This is a genomic window from Pseudomonas sp. FGI182, from assembly GCF_000511325.1.
GTDB classification, from domain to species: Bacteria; Pseudomonadota; Gammaproteobacteria; order Pseudomonadales; family Pseudomonadaceae; genus Aquipseudomonas; species Aquipseudomonas putida_Z.
This window is the reverse complement of sequence record NZ_CP007012.1, coordinates 4,179,456-4,196,237: the sequence shown is the minus strand read 5'-3', so window position 1 is coordinate 4,196,237 and position 16,782 is coordinate 4,179,456. Positions and strand designations below refer to the sequence as shown.

At 64.9% G+C, this 16,782-nt stretch carries 15 protein-coding genes; all 15 read left to right on the top strand.

Annotated elements, in window-relative coordinates; translation table 11 throughout:
- The first annotated feature begins 40 nt into the window (after positions 1-40).
- The 15 genes from fleQ (at position 41) to fliM (ending at position 16,772) form a co-directional block, all read left to right on the top strand.
- Entirely contained in the window at positions 41-1,516 is a 1,476-nt protein-coding gene (gene fleQ / locus C163_RS18470) for a transcriptional regulator FleQ (protein ID WP_015271222.1), read from the top strand.
- Between the two features lie 643 nt (positions 1,517-2,159).
- The gene (locus C163_RS18460) at positions 2,160-3,377 is read left to right on the top strand and encodes a PAS domain-containing sensor histidine kinase (RefSeq protein WP_025340088.1); all 1,218 of its coding nucleotides are present in this window, start codon (positions 2,160-2,162) and stop codon (positions 3,375-3,377) included.
- Entirely contained in the window at positions 3,377-4,732 is a 1,356-nt protein-coding gene (locus tag C163_RS18455) for a sigma-54 dependent transcriptional regulator (protein WP_025340087.1), read from the top strand. The genes C163_RS18460 and C163_RS18455 overlap by 1 nt, the downstream gene beginning before the upstream one ends.
- 263 nt (positions 4,733-4,995) lie before the next feature.
- Positions 4,996-5,328 (top strand): flagellar hook-basal body complex protein FliE, encoded by a 333-nt coding sequence (gene fliE / locus C163_RS18450; protein WP_013973606.1) that lies wholly within the window; start codon positions 4,996-4,998, stop codon positions 5,326-5,328.
- Positions 5,329-5,343: 15 nt separating this feature from the next.
- On the top strand, positions 5,344-7,122 hold the full coding sequence (gene fliF, locus C163_RS18445) for a flagellar basal-body MS-ring/collar protein FliF (protein ID WP_025340086.1): 1,779 nt from the start codon (positions 5,344-5,346) through the stop codon (positions 7,120-7,122).
- The gene (fliG, locus tag C163_RS18440) at positions 7,115-8,134 is read left to right on the top strand and encodes a flagellar motor switch protein FliG (protein ID WP_003257289.1); all 1,020 of its coding nucleotides are present in this window, start codon (positions 7,115-7,117) and stop codon (positions 8,132-8,134) included. The genes fliF and fliG overlap by 8 nt, the downstream gene beginning before the upstream one ends.
- A 168-nt stretch (positions 8,135-8,302) precedes the next feature.
- Positions 8,303-9,085 carry a flagellar assembly protein FliH gene (gene fliH / locus C163_RS18435; protein ID WP_025340085.1) on the top strand — a complete coding sequence of 261 codons (783 nt, stop codon included), beginning with the start codon at positions 8,303-8,305 and terminating at the stop codon, positions 9,083-9,085.
- Positions 9,075-10,430: a flagellar protein export ATPase FliI gene (gene fliI, locus C163_RS18430; protein WP_025340084.1), complete on the top strand. Its 1,356-nt coding sequence runs from the start codon at positions 9,075-9,077 to the stop codon at positions 10,428-10,430. Before fliH ends, fliI begins: the two co-directional genes overlap by 11 nt.
- Positions 10,431-10,436: 6 nt before the next feature.
- Complete coding sequence (fliJ, locus tag C163_RS18425) at positions 10,437-10,889, top strand: flagellar export protein FliJ (RefSeq protein ID WP_025340083.1); 453 nt, start codon at positions 10,437-10,439, stop codon at positions 10,887-10,889.
- 244 nt (positions 10,890-11,133) lie between these two features.
- Complete coding sequence (locus C163_RS18420; protein WP_025340082.1) at positions 11,134-11,439, top strand: STAS domain-containing protein; 306 nt, start codon at positions 11,134-11,136, stop codon at positions 11,437-11,439.
- Positions 11,440-11,447: 8 nt separating this feature from the next.
- A complete protein-coding gene (locus C163_RS18415) occupies positions 11,448-13,139 on the top strand; it encodes a fused response regulator/phosphatase (protein WP_025340081.1) in 1,692 nt (563 codons plus the stop codon).
- 48 nt (positions 13,140-13,187) lie between these two features.
- A complete protein-coding gene (locus C163_RS18410; protein WP_025340080.1) occupies positions 13,188-13,535 on the top strand; it encodes an Hpt domain-containing protein in 348 nt (115 codons plus the stop codon).
- A 72-nt stretch (positions 13,536-13,607) separates the two neighbouring features.
- Positions 13,608-14,876: a flagellar hook-length control protein FliK gene (locus tag C163_RS18405; protein WP_025340079.1), complete on the top strand. Its 1,269-nt coding sequence runs from the start codon at positions 13,608-13,610 to the stop codon at positions 14,874-14,876.
- 420 nt (positions 14,877-15,296) lie between these two features.
- Entirely contained in the window at positions 15,297-15,794 is a 498-nt protein-coding gene (gene fliL, locus C163_RS18400; protein WP_025340078.1) for a flagellar basal body-associated protein FliL, read from the top strand.
- 9 nt (positions 15,795-15,803) lie between these two features.
- Positions 15,804-16,772, top strand: coding sequence for a flagellar motor switch protein FliM (fliM, locus tag C163_RS18395; protein ID WP_013973595.1), 969 nt, complete (start codon positions 15,804-15,806; stop codon positions 16,770-16,772).
- Positions 16,773-16,782 lie beyond the last annotated feature (10 nt).

Below are 16,782 nucleotides of genomic sequence, written 5' to 3'. Positions count from 1 at the left end.
CGCCCTCGGGCGCCGATATGACTAGGGAAGTTGCTATTGCATGTGGCGTGAAACCAAGATTCTGCTGATCGACGACGACAGCGCACGCCGCCGCGACCTGGCGGTGGTGCTTAACTTCCTCGGCGAAGAAAACCTCGCTTGCTCCAGCCAGGACTGGCAGCAAGTGGTCGAGCCGTTGTCTTCGAGTCGCGAAGTGCTGTGCGTGCTTATCGGCACTGTAAATGCCCCGGGCAGTGTGCTTGGGCTCGTTAAGACAGTGACTGGGTGGGATGAGTTCCTTCCGGTTCTGCTTTTAGGTGAAATTTCTTCTGCTGAGTTCCCGGAAGACCTTCGCCGCCGGGTGCTTTCCAACCTGGAAATGCCGCCAAGCTACAGCCAGCTGCTGGATTCGCTGCACCGTGCCCAGGTCTATCGCGAGATGTACGACCAGGCGCGCGAGCGTGGCCGCCAGCGCGAACCCAACCTGTTCCGCAGCCTGGTCGGCACCAGCCGTGCCATCCAGCACGTGCGGCAGATGATGCAGCAGGTGGCCGATACCGATGCCAGCGTGCTGATCCTGGGTGAGTCCGGCACCGGCAAGGAAGTGGTCGCGCGCAACCTGCACTACCATTCCAAGCGCCGCGAGGCGCCATTCGTGCCGGTCAACTGCGGCGCGATCCCGGCCGAGTTGCTGGAAAGCGAACTGTTCGGCCACGAGAAGGGCGCTTTCACCGGGGCGATCACCAGCCGTGCCGGGCGTTTCGAGCTGGCCAACGGCGGTACCCTGTTCCTCGACGAAATCGGCGACATGCCGTTGCCGATGCAGGTCAAGCTGTTGCGCGTGCTGCAGGAGCGTACCTTCGAGCGCGTGGGCAGCAACAAGACCCAGAGCATCGATGTGCGCATCATTGCCGCGACCCACAAGAATCTCGAGACCATGATCGAGGAGGGCACGTTCCGCGAAGACCTGTACTACCGCCTGAACGTGTTCCCCATCGAGATGGCGCCACTACGTGAGCGGGTGGAAGACATCCCGCTGCTGATGAACGAGCTGATCTCGCGCATGGAGCACGAGAAGCGCGGGTCCATCCGCTTCAACTCCGCGTCGATCATGTCGCTGTGTCGCCACGGCTGGCCGGGCAACGTTCGCGAGCTGGCCAACCTGGTCGAGCGCATGGCGATCATGCACCCGTACGGGGTGATTGGCGTGTCCGAGCTGCCGAAGAAATTCCGTTACGTCGATGACGAAGACGAGCAGATGGTCGACAGCCTGCGTAGCGACCTGGAAGAGCGCGTGGCGATCAACGGCCATACGCCGAACTTCAGCAACCACGCCATGCTGCCACCTGAAGGCCTGGACCTGAAGGACTACCTGGGTAGCCTGGAGCAGGGCCTGATCCAGCAGGCGCTGGACGATGCCAACGGTATCGTTGCGCGCGCGGCTGAACGTTTGCGTATACGTCGTACCACCCTGGTCGAGAAGATGCGCAAGTACGGCATGAGCCGCCAGGGCGGCGAGGAGCAGGCGGAGGATTGACGGCTGGGGCGGAGTGTTTGGCTTGGCCTTGATGGTGCCTGTTAGAACGAGCGCTGCCCGCGCGGCGCTTCGCGGGTGTTTGCCGTTGTACTTTCTGCGCCTGTGAGATCGAGCGCCGCCCGCGCGGCGCTTCGCGGGGCAAGCCCGCTCCCACATTTGTTGCAACGTGCCGAACCTGTCAGGCCATGGTTGTCAGCCTTGTTGCCTTGGCTCGGTTTCCCCGGCTGGCGCTACGCCGTCTCGCCGGTCTCAAACACTCCGCCAAAGCGGGCAACGCCTCTCCCACAGGCATGGCCACGTTGCAACAAATGTGGGAGCGGGCTTGTCCCGCGAAGCGCCGCGCGGGCGGCGCTCGGTCTCACAGGCGCAGAAAGTGTCAAGGCGAATACCCGCGAAGCGCCGCGCGGGCGGCGCTCGATCTCACAGGCGCAGAAAGTGTCAAGGCGAATACCCGCGAAGCGCCGCGCGGGCGGCGCTCGGTCTCACAGGCGCAGAAAGTGTCAAGGCATATACCCGCGGGGCGCTCGATTTGCGCCCCACCACAAATCTCAAGCCCTGCATTAAACCCCATCTCCGGCACGGCTATTGCTACACCGCTGGCAACACACCGTTTTTATGACGGTCAGCCACGCGAGAGAGCACGATGCCCCAGGCCGCCCACGTATCCCTAGCCCCCGATCCGCAGGGGCAAACCCCGGTCGAGCAGGACAGCCGCCAGGGTGTCGAACAAGCCTTCGCGCTGTTCAACCAGGTGTCCAGCCAACTGAGCCAGTCCTACAGCCTGCTCGAAGCCCGGGTCAGCGAACTCAAGGGCGAGCTGGCGGTGGTCAGCGCCCAGCGCATCGATGAACTGAGCGAAAAGGAACGCCTGGCCAACCGCCTGCAGAACCTGCTGGACCTGCTGCCCGGCGGGGTGATCGTGATCGATGGCCAGGGCCTGGTACGCGAAGCCAACCCGGCCGCCTGCGAACTGTTCGGCGAGCCGCTGGTCGGCCAGCTGTGGCGCCAGGTGATCGCCCGCAGCTTTGCCCCGCGCAAGGATGACGGTCACGAAGTCTCGCTGCGCGACGGCCGCCGTTTGTCCATCGCCACCCGTTCGCTGGATGCCGAGCCTGGTCAATTGGTGTTGCTCAACGACCTGACCGAAACCCGTCGCCTGCAAGACCAGCTGGCTCGCCACGAGCGCCTGTCTTCGCTGGGGCGCATGGTCGCCTCGCTGGCTCACCAGATCCGCACGCCACTGTCCGCGGCAATGCTCTACGCCAGCCACCTGGCTGATCCCGAACAAGAGCTGGGCGCGGAAACCCGCCAGCGCTTTGCCGGCACCCTGAAGGAGCGCCTGCATGAGCTGGAACACCAGGTGCGCGACATGCTGGTATTCGCCCGTGGCGAACTGCCGCTGAATGACCGAGTCACGCCAAAAGCCTTGTTCCAGGCCCTACAGCAGGCTGCCCAGGCGCATGTGCAAGGGCACGCCGTGCGCTGGCAGTGTGACAGCCACCTGGGTGAGCTGCTGTGCAACCGGGACACCCTGGTTGGTGCATTGCTCAACCTGATCGAAAATGCGCTGCAAGCCAGCGACGGCCCGGCGCGACTGAAGGTGCACCTGTTCCGCCGCGAGCGCAGCCTGCAGCTGTGTGTAAGCGACGCCGGCAGTGGCATCGATGCCGAGCTGCTCGGCCGCCTGGGCGAACCGTTCCTGACCACCAAGACTACCGGCACCGGCCTGGGCCTGGCCGTGGTCAAGGCCGTGGTGCGCGCGCACCAGGGTACGCTGCGCCTGCGCTCGAAGGTTGGCCGTGGTACCTGTGTGCGGGTGGAGCTGCCGTTGATCGACGGGCAACTGGCGGAGGGCATGTAATGGCGATCAAGGTGCTGCTGGTCGAGGACGACCGCGTATTGCGCCAGGCGCTGGGCGATACCCTGGAAATCGGCGGCTTCGCCTACCAGGCGGTGGGCAGTGCCGAAGAAGCGCTGGAAGCGGTGCTGGAGGAGGCCTTCAGCCTGGTGGTCAGCGATGTGAACATGCCTGGCATGGATGGGCACCAACTGCTGGCCCAGCTGCGCCGCCAGCAACCGCAACTGCCCGTGTTGCTGATGACCGCGCATGCCGCGGTGGAGCGTGCCGTCGAGGCAATGCGCCAAGGGGCTGTCGACTATCTGGTCAAGCCATTCGAACCCAAGGCCTTGCTCAGCCTGGTCGAGCGGCATGCCGCCGGGCGCGTGGCTGAAGAGGAAGGCCCGGTGGCCTGCGAGCCGGCCAGTCGACAGTTGCTGGAGCTGGCCGCGCGGGTGGCGCGCAGTGACTCGACCGTGCTGATTTCCGGCGAATCCGGTACCGGCAAGGAAGTGCTGGCGCGCTTCATTCACCAGCAGTCGCCGCGGGCGGCGCAGCCCTTCGTGGCGATCAATTGTGCTGCCATCCCCGACAACATGCTCGAGGCCACCCTGTTCGGCCACGAGAAGGGTGCCTTCACCGGTGCCATCGCTGCCCAGGCAGGCAAGTTCGAGCAGGCTGAAGGTGGCACCTTGCTGCTCGATGAAATCTCGGAAATGCCAATGGCCTTGCAGGCCAAGCTGCTGCGCGTGCTGCAGGAGCGCGAGGTGGAACGGGTGGGCGGGCGCAAGCCCATAAGCCTGGATATTCGCGTGCTGGCCACTACCAACCGTGACCTGGCTGGCGAAGTGGCGGCCGGGCGTTTCCGTGAAGATTTGTACTACCGCCTGTCGGTGTTCCCCCTGGCCTGGTGCCCGCTGCGCGAACGCCCGGGTGACATCCTGCAACTGGCCGAGCGCCTGTTGGCGCGTCACGTGGCGAAGATGAAGCACGGCCCGGTGCACCTGTCGCCCCAGGCCCGAGTCTGCCTGCAGGCGTATGCCTGGCCGGGCAACGTACGCGAACTGGACAACGCCCTGCAGCGGGCGCTGATCCTGCAGCAGGGCGGGGTGATCGAGGCGGCGGATTTTTGTCTGGCGGGCGCCATTCCATTGTCAGCTGGCATAGAGCCATCATCCGAGGTGGTGGCCGAGCCCGGCGGGCTGGGCGATGACATGCGTCGCCATGAGTACCAGATGATCATCGACACCCTGCGCGCCGAGCGCGGCCGCCGCAAAGAGGCCGCCGAACGCCTGGGGATAAGCCCGCGTACCCTGCGCTACAAGCTGGCGCAGATGCGCGATGCCGGGTTTGACGTCGAGGCCAGCCTGTTCGGCTGATTGACACTGCAGCCGCTGCAGATGCGCCCCCTGTAGGAGCGGCCTTGTGTCGCGATAGGGCCGCAAGGCGGCCCCGGCGATATCGGCGGCGAAGCGCAGATGTGGGGCCGCTCCGCGCCCCTGTCGCGACACAAGGCCGCTCCTACAAAGATCGCGCAAGCGCACGGGGCGGTGATTCCCAAGGCTGGCACCTTTGTTGCTTTAGGTTGGCTATTCGCCGCATCACTGTCAAAAAAAATGCGGCCGCAGGAGAGAGAAGGGTCATGAGCCAAGGTGTTGAATTCAATCGTCTGATGCTGGACATGCGGGCCATGCAGGCCGATGCCATGTCGCTGCCCAAGGTGGCCGCTGCCCCCGAGTTGGCACCCGGGCAAAGTACCTTTGCCGACATGCTCGGCCAGGCCATCGGCAAGGTGCATGAGACGCAGCAGGCTTCGACCCAGTTGGCCAACGCTTTCGAGATCGGCAAGAGTGGCGTCGACCTGACCGACGTGATGATCGCTTCGCAAAAGGCCAGCGTGTCGATGCAGGCCCTGACCCAGGTACGCAACAAGCTGGTCCAGGCGTACCAGGACATCATGCAGATGCCGGTTTGAGGACGGACGTAAACCATGGCTGAAGCAGTCGTCGACAACCCCCCTGCCAAAAGCGGCCCGCCAGCGGCCAAGCCGCCGCTGTTCGGCATGGCGTTTCTGGAAAACATCGCGCAGATGCCCATGCTGCGTCAGATCGGCCTTCTGGTCGGCCTGGCCGCCAGCGTGGCGATCGGCTTTGCCGTGGTGCTGTGGTCGCAACAACCCGATTACCGTCCGCTGTACGGCAGCCTGGCGGGCATGGACACCAAGCAGGTCATGGACACCCTGGCCGCCGCCGACATCCCCTACAACGTCGAGCCCAATTCCGGTGCTCTGCTGGTCAAGGCCGACGACCTCTCCCGTGCGCGCCTGAAACTGGCGGCCGCCGGCGTGGCACCAAGCGATGGCAACGTCGGCTTCGAGTTGCTCGACAAGGAGCAGGGCCTGGGCACCAGCCAGTTCATGGAAGCCACCCGTTACCGTCGCAGCCTGGAAGGCGAGCTGGCGCGTACCGTGTCCAGCCTGAACAACGTCAAGGGTGCGCGCGTGCACCTGGCCATCCCGAAAAGCTCGGTGTTCGTGCGTGACGAACGCAAGCCCAGCGCCTCGGTACTGGTCGAGCTGTACCCGGGCCGTGCCCTGGAAGCCGGGCAGGTGATGGCCATCGTCAACCTGGTGGCCACCAGCGTGCCGGAACTGGACAAGTCCCAGGTCACCGTGGTCGACCAGAAGGGCAACCTGCTGTCCGAGCAGATCCAGGACACCGCCCTGACCCAGGCAGGCAAACAGTTCGACTACAGCCGCCGGGTGGAAAGCATGCTCACCCAGCGGGTGCACAACATCCTGCAGCCGGTGCTGGGCAATGACCGCTACAAGGCCGAAGTGTCCGCCGACCTGGACTTCAGTGCGGTCGAGTCCACCTCCGAGCAATTCAACCCAGACCAGCCGGCGCTGCGCAGCGAGCAGTCGGTCGATGAACAACGTGCCAGCAGCCAGGGCCCGCAAGGTGTGCCCGGTGCGCTGAGCAACCAGCCGCCAGGCCCGGCCTCGGCACCGCAGACCACCGGTGGTGCCGCTACCCCGGCCGCGGCCATCCAGCCTGGCCAGCCGCTGGTGGATGCCAACGGCCAGCAGATCATGGACCCGGCCACCGGCCAGCCGATGCTCGCGCCGTACCCGTCGGACAAGCGCCAGCAAAGCACCAAGAACTTCGAGCTGGACCGTTCCATCAGCCACACCCGCCAGCAGCAGGGGCGCATGACCCGCCTGTCGGTGGCGGTGGTGGTGGACGACCAGGTCAAGATCGACCCGGCCACCGGCGACGCCACCCGTGCGCCATGGGGTGCCGAGGACCTGGCACGCTTCACTCGCCTGGTACAGGACGCGGTCGGCTTCGACGCCAGCCGTGGCGACAGCGTGACGGTGATCAACGTGCCGTTCGCCGCCGACCGCGGCGAAGAGATCACCGACATCGCCTTCTACCAGCAGCCGTGGTTCTGGGACATCGTCAAGCAAGTGCTGGGCGTGGTGTTCATCCTGGTGCTGGTGTTCGGTGTGCTGCGCCCGGTGCTGAACAACATTACAGGGGGCGGCAAGCAGGCTGCCCCGGATAGCGACATGGAGCTGGGCGGCATGATGGGTCTGGATGGCGAACTGGCCAACGACCGCGTCAGTCTGGGTGGCCCGACAAGCATTCTGCTGCCTAGCCCGAACGAGGGTTACGAGGCACAGCTCAACGCAATCAAAGGCCTGGTGGCCGAAGACCCGGGCCGCGTTGCCCAGGTCGTGAAAGAGTGGATCAACGCCGATGAGTGATAACCGAGCCGTTACCGCCAAGCTGAGCCGCGTCGACAAGGCGGCGATCCTCCTGCTTTCGCTGGGCGAGACCGATGCCGCCCAGGTGCTGCGACACATGGGGCCCAAGGAAGTGCAGCGGGTGGGTGTGGCCATGGCGCAGATGGGCAATGTGCACCGTGAACAGGTCGAGCAGGTGATGAGCGAGTTCGTCGAAATCGTCGGCGACCAGACCAGCCTGGGCGTGGGCTCCGATGCCTATATCCGCAAGATGCTCAACCAGGCCCTGGGCGAGGACAAGGCCAACGGCCTGGTCGACCGCATCCTGCTCGGTGGCAACACCAGCGGCCTGGACAGCCTGAAGTGGATGGAGCCGCGCGCCGTTGCCGACGTGATCCGCTACGAGCACCCGCAGATCCAGGCCATCGTGGTTGCCTACCTCGACCCCGACCAGGCCGGCGAAGTGCTGAGCAACTTCGACCACAAGGTGCGCCTGGACATCGTCCTGCGCGTGTCGTCGCTGAACACCGTGCAGCCAGCGGCGCTGAAGGAGCTGAACCAGATCCTCGAGAAGCAGTTCTCGGGCAACTCCAACGCAGCGCGTACCACCTTGGGCGGCATCAAGCGCGCCGCCGACATCATGAACTTCCTCGACAGCTCGGTGGAAGGTGCACTGATGGACGCGATCCGCGAGATCGACAGCGACCTGTCGGAGCAGATCGAAGACCTGATGTTCGTCTTCAACAACCTGGCCGACGTCGACGACCGAGGCATCCAGGCGCTGCTGCGCGAAGTCTCGTCCGACGTGCTGGTGGTGTCGCTCAAGGGCGCCGACGAGCGGGTCAAGGACAAGATCTTCAAGAACATGTCCAAGCGTGCCTCGGAGCTGTTGCGCGACGACCTGGAAGCCAAGGGGCCGGTGCGGGTCAGCGACGTGGAAACGGCGCAGAAGGAAATCCTCACCATCGCCCGCCGCATGGCCGAGGCCGGCGAGATCGTGCTCGGCGGCAAGGGTGCCGAGGAAATGATCTGACACTGATGGTGAACCCACCGTTGACCTTGTGGGAGCGGGCGTGCCCGCGAAGCAGGCGCCGCGGTGGATGGCACGGGCGTTGCCCGTGTTCGCGGCGGTTCGACGCCTCGACATGCCCGCTCCCACAGAGACCCGCGTTGGTCGAACATGCGTTGAGTACCTGAAAACATGTCCACCAAAGAACATCACCCCAGCGACCTGATCCGCGCCCGCGACCTCGAGGGCGTGGACGTATGGGCGCTGCCCAGCTTCGACCCGGAACCGGAGCCTGAGCCCGAACCGGAGCCGGAACCCGAGGTAATCGAGGAAGAAGTCGAGGAAGTGCCGCTGGAAGAAGTCCAGCCGCTGACCCTGGAAGAACTCGAGGCCATCCGCCAGGAGGCCTACAACGAAGGCTTCGCCACCGGTGAGCGCGAGGGCTTCCATAGCACCCAGCTCAAGGTCCGCCAGGAGGCCGAAGAGGCCCTGAAGACCAAGCTGGAAAGCCTCGACCGGCTGATGACCAACCTGATGGAGCCGATCGCCGAGCAGGACACGCAGATCGAGAAAACCCTGGTCCACCTAGTGGCTCACATGACCCGCCAGGTAATCGGTCGCGAACTGCGGGGCGATTCCAGCCAGATCACCCAGGTACTGCGCGAAGCGCTCAAGCTGCTGCCCATGGGCGCGGACAATATCCGCATCCACCTCAACCCGCAGGATTTCGAGCTGGCCAAGGCCCTGCGCGAGCGCCATGAGGAAAGCTGGCGGCTGCTCGAGGACAGCGCACTGCTACCAGGCGGCTGCCGTATCGAGACCGCGCACAGCCGCATTGACGCAACCATGGAAACCCGCATCGAGAAAACCGTGGCACAACTGTTCGACCAGTTGCACGACCATTCGCTGCACCCGGCGGCAGCGGATATGTCCGTTGACCTGGACCGCCCGGTGGATACCCCCGATGCACCTTAAGCGCACCAGTTTCGGCAAGCGCCTGGGCAGTTATGCCGAGGCCATCGAGCTGCCGGCCCAGCCCATCGTCGAAGGCCGCCTGCTGCGTATGGTCGGCCTCACCCTGGAAGCCGAAGGCCTGCGCGCTGCAGTCGGCAGTCGCTGCCTGGTAATCAACGACGACAGCTACCACCCGGTGCAGGTGGAGGCCGAAGTCATGGGCTTTGCCGGGCCCAAGGTATTCCTCATGCCGGTCGGCAGCATCGTCGGCATCGCCCCCGGCGCCCGGGTGGTGCCGCTGGATGACGGCGGCCGCCTGCCCATGGGCATGAGCATGCTCGGCCGGGTGCTCGACGGCGCCGGCCGCGCGCTGGATGGCAAGGGCGGGATGAAGGCCGAGGACTGGGTGCCGATGGACGGCCCGGTGATCAACCCGTTGAACCGCGACCCCATCAGCAAGCCACTGGATGTGGGCATTCGCAGCATCAATGGCCTGCTCACCGTCGGTCGCGGCCAGCGCCTGGGCCTGTTCGCCGGTACCGGTGTGGGCAAGTCGGTGTTGCTGGGCATGATGACCCGCTTCACCGAAGCCGAGATCATCGTCGTCGGCCTGATCGGCGAGCGGGGCCGCGAGGTCAAGGAATTCATCGAGCATATCCTTGGTGAGGAAGGCCTCAAGCGCTCGGTGGTGGTCGCTTCGCCCGCCGACGATGCGCCGCTGATGCGCCTGCGGGCCGCCATGTACTGCACACGTATTGCCGAGTACTTCCGCGACAAGGGCAAGAACGTGCTGTTGCTGATGGACTCGTTGACCCGTTTTGCCCAGGCCCAGCGTGAAATTGCCCTGGCCATCGGCGAGCCGCCGGCCACCCGGGGTTACCCGCCGTCGGTGTTCGCCAAGCTGCCCAAACTGGTGGAGCGGGCCGGCAACGGCGAGCCAGGTGGTGGTTCGATCACCGCGTTCTACACCGTGTTGTCCGAGGGCGACGACCAACAGGACCCGATTGCCGACTCGGCGCGTGGTGTACTCGATGGCCACTTCGTGCTGTCGCGGCGGCTGGCCGAGGAAGGCCATTACCCGGCCATCGACATCGAAGCCTCGATCAGCCGAGTCATGCCCCAGGTGGTCGATGCCGACCATTTGCGCCAGGCGCAGAAGTTCAAGCAGTTGTGGTCGCGCCTGTCGCAGAGCCGCGACTTGATCAGCGTGGGTGCCTATGTGGCCGGTGGCGACCCGGAAACCGACCTGGCCATTGCCCTGCAATCGAAGCTGGTGGAGTTTCTGCGTCAGGGCCTGCGCGAGAACGTGGGGATGGCGCAAAGCCGCGACCAGTTGGGGGCGATCTTCACGCCCCCGGCCGGCTGATAGATCATGGCGCTGCCCGGACGCGCCGCGCGCCTGGCGCCGGTGGTGGACATGGCCGAGGAGGCCGAGCGCAAGGCTGCCCAGCGCCTTGGGCATTTCCAGCAGCAGGTGGCCACGGCCCAGGCCAAGCTGGCCGAACTCGAGCGGTTTCGCGAGGATTACCAACTGCAGTGGATCAACCGTGGCGGGCAGGGGGTCAATGGCAGCTGGCTGGTCAATTACCAGCGCTTCCTCGGGCAACTGGAAACGGCCATGACCCAGCAGCGCCAGAGCCTGGTCTGGCACCAGAACAACCTCGACAACGCACGCGGCACCTGGCAGCAGGCCTATGCCCGGGTGGAAGGCTTGCGCAAGCTGGTGCAGCGCTACCTGGACGAAGCCCGGCGCGCCGAAGACAAGCGCGAGCAGCGCTTGCTCGACGAGCTGTCACAACGTCTGCCGCGGCAGAATCACCTTTAAGCTGCCCATTGGGCTTGCGCGGTACCCTGTAGGAGCGGCCTTGTGTCGCGAAAGGGGCGCGCAGCGGCCCCAGGATTTCAGCTTCGCAGCAAATATCGCCGGGGCCGCTCTGCGGCCCTTTCGCGACACAAGGCCGCTCCTACACTGGGTGCACCGCCTGTGGGAATGGCATGCTTGCCACCCCCGCCATCGCCTGCTAAACCTTTAAGGAGTTGCATCCGCCATCATCGAAGGAATCGCTAGCATGGCAGTCGAGACTGATTTTTCGCAGGACGGGAAAAAGCTGACGATAAAGATCAAGGGGCGCTTCGATTTCGGCAAGCACCAGGAATTTCGTGACGCCTACGAACGCCATCCCGGCCGGCCAGATTCGGTGGTCGTCGACCTGAAGGACACCACCTACCTCGACAGTTCCGCACTCGGCATGCTGCTGTTGCTGCGTGACCATGCGGGCGGCGATGAGTCGGATGTGCGTGTGGTGCATGCCAGCTCCGATGTGCGCAAGATCCTCGCCATCTCCAATTTCGAAAAACTCTTCGATATCAGTTGAGCGCCGACATGCCGGCCGAACAGGCGTTGACCGTGCTGGTCGCCGAAGACGGTGCCGCCGACCGCCTGCTGCTGGCGCAGATCGTGCGCCGTCAGGGCCATCAGGTATTCACCGCGGAAAACGGCGAGCAGGCGGTGGCGCTGTTCGTCGAGCGGCGCCCGCAACTGGTGCTGCTGGATGCGCTGATGCCGGTGATGGATGGCTTCGAGGCGGCGCGGCAGATCAAGGCGCTGGCCGGCGAAGCGCTGGTGCCGATCATTTTCCTGACGTCATTGAACGAGGAGGAAGGCCTGGTGCGCTGCCTGGAGGCCGGGGGCGACGACTTCATGGCCAAGCCCTACAGTGCGGTAATTCTCGGCGCCAAGATCCGCGCCATGGACCGCCTGCGCCGGCTGCAGGCCACCGTGCTGGAGCAGCGCGACCAGATTGCCCGGCACCACCACCACCTGCTCAACGAGCAGCGGGTGGCCAAGGCGGTGTTCGACAAGGTGGCCCACTCCGGCTGCCTGGCCGCGCCCAACATCCGCTACCTGCAATCGCCCTATGCGCTGTTCAATGGCGACCTGATGCTGGCCGCGTTCACCCCGTCCGGCGACATGCGCGTGCTGCTTGGCGATTTCACCGGCCACGGCCTGCCGGCGGCGGTAGGCGCCATGCCGCTGGCCGAAGTGTTCTACGGCATGACTGCCAAGGGTTACGGCATGGCGCAGATCCTGCGCGAGATGAATGCCAAGCTCAAACGTATCCTGCCGGTGGACATGTTCTGTTGTGCGCTGCTGCTCAACCTCAGCATGCAGCGCGGTTCGGTGGAAGTGTGGAACGGCGGCATGCCTGATGGCTATCGCCTGGCAGTGGATGGCCAGGTGCTGTCGGCGCTGACTTCGCGACACCTGCCGCTGGGCATCCTGGACGCCGAGCGTTTCGATGACAGTACCGAAGTGTTGCCGCTGGCGCCGGGCGAGCGCCTGCTGCTGCTGTCGGACGGCGTGCTGGACACCGCCGACGACCAGGAACGCCTGTTTGGTGTGCAGCGCCTGCGCAGGGTGCTGGCCGACAACCGGGACCCGGTGCGGTTGTTCGACGAAGTGATGCAGGCCCTGGAGCGCTTTGGCGGGCGCCCGCGCGATGACATCAGCCTGTGCGACATTCGCATGTTCAGCGCCGAGGAGCGGGTGCCGGCGCCGATGATCTACTCTGATAGTGGCCGCTCCAGCCCGCTGGACTGGTCGCTGGGGTTCGAGGTGCGTGGCCAGAGCCTGAAGCGCTTCAACCCGGTGCCGTACCTGGTGCAGTTGTTGCAGGAGATTCATGGCCTGCGCGCGCGTACCGGCAACCTGCACAGCGTGCTCAGCGAGCTGTATTCCAACGCCCTGGAGCACGGCGTGCTGGGCCTGGACTCTCAACTCAAGCGCGATGTACAGGGCTTTGCCGACTATTATCAGGAGCGCGCCCGGCGCCTTGGGGTACTGACCGACGGTTACGTGCGCATCGATTTCAAGGTTGAACCGCAAGCCGACGGCGGGCGTCTGATGATCGAGGTCCGTGACAGTGGTGCGGGGTTCGATGTGCAACGGGTGCTGTCGCGGCCCTCGCTGGAGCAGGGGCTGAGCGGGCGAGGCCTGAACCTGGTGCAGCGGCTGGCCAGCAGCGCGCACTGGAGTGAGGGCGGGCGTTGCGCGCATGTGGAGTTCGTCTGGTGAGCCACGGGTTGGCTCGGGCATAATCTGGCTTGATCAAGGAGTGAACAAGTGACTGACATGCATATTGACCACAAGGTACTCAGTGACCTGCGTGAGGTCATGGAAGATGGCTACCTGCAGTTGGTGCAAACCTTTCTCGACGACTCCGAACGGCGCCTGGGCCAGCTGCACGCGGCCAAAAGTGCCGAAGAGCTCGGTTCTGCAGCCCACAGTTTCAAGGGCAGCAGCAGCAACATGGGCGCGGTTGCATTGGCCAGCCTGTGCCAGCAGCTGGAGGAGCGCGCGCGGCGGCCCCCGCTGTATGGCATCGAGGACCTGATCAACCGCATCGACCTGGAGTTCGTCGAGGTGCAGCGCTTCTACCGGGGTGAGCAGCAGCGTATTTCGGCGGGTTGAAACACGACTTGGCGCGAGTCTTGCCTGTCTCTGGCTGGATGATTTTTTTGTTTCTGGCGCGGAGACCGCTCGATGCCTGTCGCACCCAACCCATTGTTGCAAGGCAACGCCATTGCCAACACCTCGCGTTCGGCCACCGCACAGGCCGACAAGCCGCTGCAGGCGCCGGGCGACAAGGGCGACGGCTTCGGCCAGGTGATGGCCCGGCAGGGCCGCGACAAGGCCGCCGGGCAGGACGACAAGGTCGCCGAGGCCAAGCCCAAGGACAAGCCCGAGGCGGCGCAGGGCGGCAAGAAAGCCGCTGCCGACAAACCCGCGGTTGCCGATGACGGCAAACAATTGCCAGCCGACGATCAGGCCCAGGCCGACACCGGCTTGCGCGATGCCAGCCTGGTTGCCGGCCAGGTCACCGACGCCCAGCCTGGCGCACAACTGATCCAGGCCCAGGCCGAAGCGGTGGCGCCGGTGTTGCAGGCCGCCGCGGCGCAGGCGCAGGTCACCGCCGAGCTGCCCGAGGAGGCGGCCGCCGAGGAAGCTTTCGACCCTGACGCCGACCCTTTGGCCAACCTGCCGACCCTGCGCCTGGCGCTGGAACAAAGCGCCCAGGCCAAGGGAGCGACCTCGGCGCATGCCCTGGACCCTTCGCAGGCTCAGGGCGAAGAGGGGCAGATGGCCGTCAATACCTTGGCGAATCTGGTCGAGAATGCCGAGGGTGAAACGGGCGAGCCTGGCGACAAGGCCTTTGCTGGCTTGCTCGAAGATGGCCTGAAAGACACCAAGAGCGCTGGCAGCGATACACGCGTAGACGATTTCGCCAACCGCCTGGCCAACCTGACCCAGGCCGCCACGGCCAAGACCGCCAATGCCGTGCCGGCCAATGCCAGCCCATTGCACCAACCGCTGCCGATGAACCAGAACGCCTGGGCCGAGGGCCTGGTCAACCGGGTCATGTACCTGTCCAGCCAGAACCTCAAATCGGCGGATATCCAGCTGGAGCCGGCGGAACTGGGCCGCCTGGACATTCGCGTCAATGTTGCGACGGACCAGTCGACACAAGTCACCTTCATCAGCGGCCACGCCGGCGTGCGTGACGCCCTCGACAGCCAGGTGCACCGCCTGCGCGAGCTGTTCGCCCAGCAGGGGCTGGCACAGCCGGATGTCAACGTGGCCGACCAGTCGCGTGGGCAGCAACAACAGCAGCAGGGGCAGGCGCAGGGCAGCAACCTGTCCGGGGTGGCGGCGCGCCGGGCCGAGCAGGGCGGGGCAGAGGCAGTCGATAGCGCCCGGCCTGTGGAGCAGCAGGTGGTTGTTGGCGACAGTGCGGTCGATTATTACGCGTGATGCGGGGTGCATGCCTTAAGGTTTTTTGCGCCTGTTAGATCGAGCGCCGCCCGCGCGGCGCTTCGCAGCACAAGGCTGCTCCTACATCTGTTTCGGGCCAATATCTCCTGTGCCAGGTGGGTTGCAGCCTTGGTGCATGGCTGAGGATTGATGAAAAGCAGCCGCGCCCTCCCTCGATATTGAATGGAACAAACAAGGCGGACAGAGGTGAACTCACAGGAGTGACTGGTCCGAAACAGATGTAGGAGCAGCCTTGTGCTGCGAAGCGCCGCGCGGGCGGCGCTCGATCTCACAAGCGCAACACATCTACCGGCGAACCCCTCTAAGCCCCATCCCATCCCTCCAGCCAAAAACTGGCATAACACTTGCTCAAGCCAAGCCATCCTCCCTTGAACCCCCGATGGACGACGGATTATTGGCATGGCGAAGAGCGAAGCAGTCAAAGACCCCGCCACTAAAGGCAAACTTAAGCTGATCCTGCTGGCGGTAGTGGGCCTGTTGCTGGCGATCGGCCTTTCGGTGGGCGCTACCTGGTTCATCATGCACAAGAGCGAGCCGGCCCCGGCCGCCGATCCTGCAGCCAGCAACGTCAAGCCAGCGGCTATCTACGAAGCGCTGGCCCCGGCCTTCGTGGTCAACTTCAACCAGAACGGCCGCCAGCGCTACATGCAGGTGAGCATCACCCTGCAAGCGCGCAGCCAGGCTGACCTGGACGCCCTCAAGGTGCACATGCCGGTGATCCGCAACAACCTGGTGATGATGTTCTCCGGGCAAGGCTTCGACACCCTGGCTGGCAGCCCGGTGGGGCAGGAAATGCTGCGCCAGAAGGCCACCGCAGTGGTTCAGGAAGTGGCGCAGAAGGAAGTCGGCAAGCCGGTCGTCGACCAGTTGCTGTTCACCAATTTCGTATTGCAGTAGGAGTCCGCAATGGCCGTACAGGACCTGCTGTCCCAGGATGAAATCGATGCCCTGTTGCATGGCGTCGACGACGGGCTGGTGCAGACCGAGAGTGCATCCGAGCCTGGCAGCATCAAAAGCTACGACCTGACCAGTCAGGACCGTATCGTGCGGGGTCGCATGCCGACCCTGGAAATGATCAACGAGCGTTTCGCCCGTTACACCCGTATCAGCATGTTCAACCTGCTGCGCCGCTCCGCCGACGTGGCAGTGGGCGGCGTGCAGGTGATGAAGTTCGGCGAATACGTGCACTCGCTGTACGTGCCGACCAGCCTCAACCTGGTCAAGATCAAGCCGCTGCGCGGTACCTCGCTGTTCATCCTCGACGCCAAGCTGGTGTTCAAGCTGGTGGACAACTTCTTCGGCGGCGACGGCCGCCACGCCAAGATCGAAGGCCGCGAGTTCACCCCCACCGAGTTGCGCGTGGTGCGCATGGTGCTGGACCAGTGCTTCGTCGACCTCAAGGAAGCCTGGCAGGCAATCATGCCGGTCACCTTCGAGTACATGAACTCCGAGGTAAACCCGGCCATGGCCAACATTGTCGGCCCCAGCGAGGCGGTGGTGGTGTCCACCTTCCATATCGAGCTGGACGGCGGTGGCGGCGACCTGCACGTGACCATGCCGTACTCGATGATCGAGCCGGTGCGGGAAATGCTCGACGCCGGTTTCCAGTCCGACCTGGACGACCAGGACGAGCGCTGGGTCAAGGCCCTGCGCGAGGACGTGCTGGACGTGGCCGTGCCGCTGACCGCCACCGTAGCCCGGCGCCAGCTGAAGCTGCGCGACATCCTGCACATGCAACCTGGCGACGTGATCCCGGTGGAGCTGCCCGAGCACCTGGTGCTGCGCGCCAACGGCGTGCCGTCGTTCAAGGCGCGCCTGGGTTCGCACAAGGGCAACCTGGCGCTGCAGATCATCGACCCGATCGAACGCCGCTGACGGCGTGCCG

Excerpts from the sequence above, each read along its gene's own strand:
- C163_RS18460 (WP_025340088.1), top strand. The coding sequence starts at position 2,160 with ATGCCCCAGGCCGCCCACGTATCCCTAGCCCCCGATCCGCAGGGGCAA.
- fliJ (WP_025340083.1), top strand. The coding sequence starts at position 10,437 with ATGGCGCTGCCCGGACGCGCCGCGCGCCTGGCGCCGGTGGTGGACATG.
- fliL (WP_025340078.1), top strand. The coding sequence starts at position 15,297 with ATGGCGAAGAGCGAAGCAGTCAAAGACCCCGCCACTAAAGGCAAACTT.
- fliF (WP_025340086.1), top strand. The coding sequence starts at position 5,344 with ATGGCTGAAGCAGTCGTCGACAACCCCCCTGCCAAAAGCGGCCCGCCA.
- C163_RS18420 (WP_025340082.1), top strand. The coding sequence starts at position 11,134 with ATGGCAGTCGAGACTGATTTTTCGCAGGACGGGAAAAAGCTGACGATA.
- C163_RS18415 (WP_025340081.1), top strand. The coding sequence starts at position 11,448 with ATGCCGGCCGAACAGGCGTTGACCGTGCTGGTCGCCGAAGACGGTGCC.
- fleQ (WP_015271222.1), top strand. The coding sequence starts at position 41 with ATGTGGCGTGAAACCAAGATTCTGCTGATCGACGACGACAGCGCACGC.
- fliM (WP_013973595.1), top strand. The coding sequence starts at position 15,804 with ATGGCCGTACAGGACCTGCTGTCCCAGGATGAAATCGATGCCCTGTTG.
- fliH (WP_025340085.1), top strand. The coding sequence starts at position 8,303 with ATGTCCACCAAAGAACATCACCCCAGCGACCTGATCCGCGCCCGCGAC.
- fliI (WP_025340084.1), top strand. The coding sequence starts at position 9,075 with ATGCACCTTAAGCGCACCAGTTTCGGCAAGCGCCTGGGCAGTTATGCC.
- C163_RS18455 (WP_025340087.1), top strand. The coding sequence starts at position 3,377 with ATGGCGATCAAGGTGCTGCTGGTCGAGGACGACCGCGTATTGCGCCAG.
- C163_RS18405 (WP_025340079.1), top strand. The coding sequence starts at position 13,608 with ATGCCTGTCGCACCCAACCCATTGTTGCAAGGCAACGCCATTGCCAAC.
- fliG (WP_003257289.1), top strand. The coding sequence starts at position 7,115 with ATGAGTGATAACCGAGCCGTTACCGCCAAGCTGAGCCGCGTCGACAAG.
- fliE (WP_013973606.1), top strand. The coding sequence starts at position 4,996 with ATGAGCCAAGGTGTTGAATTCAATCGTCTGATGCTGGACATGCGGGCC.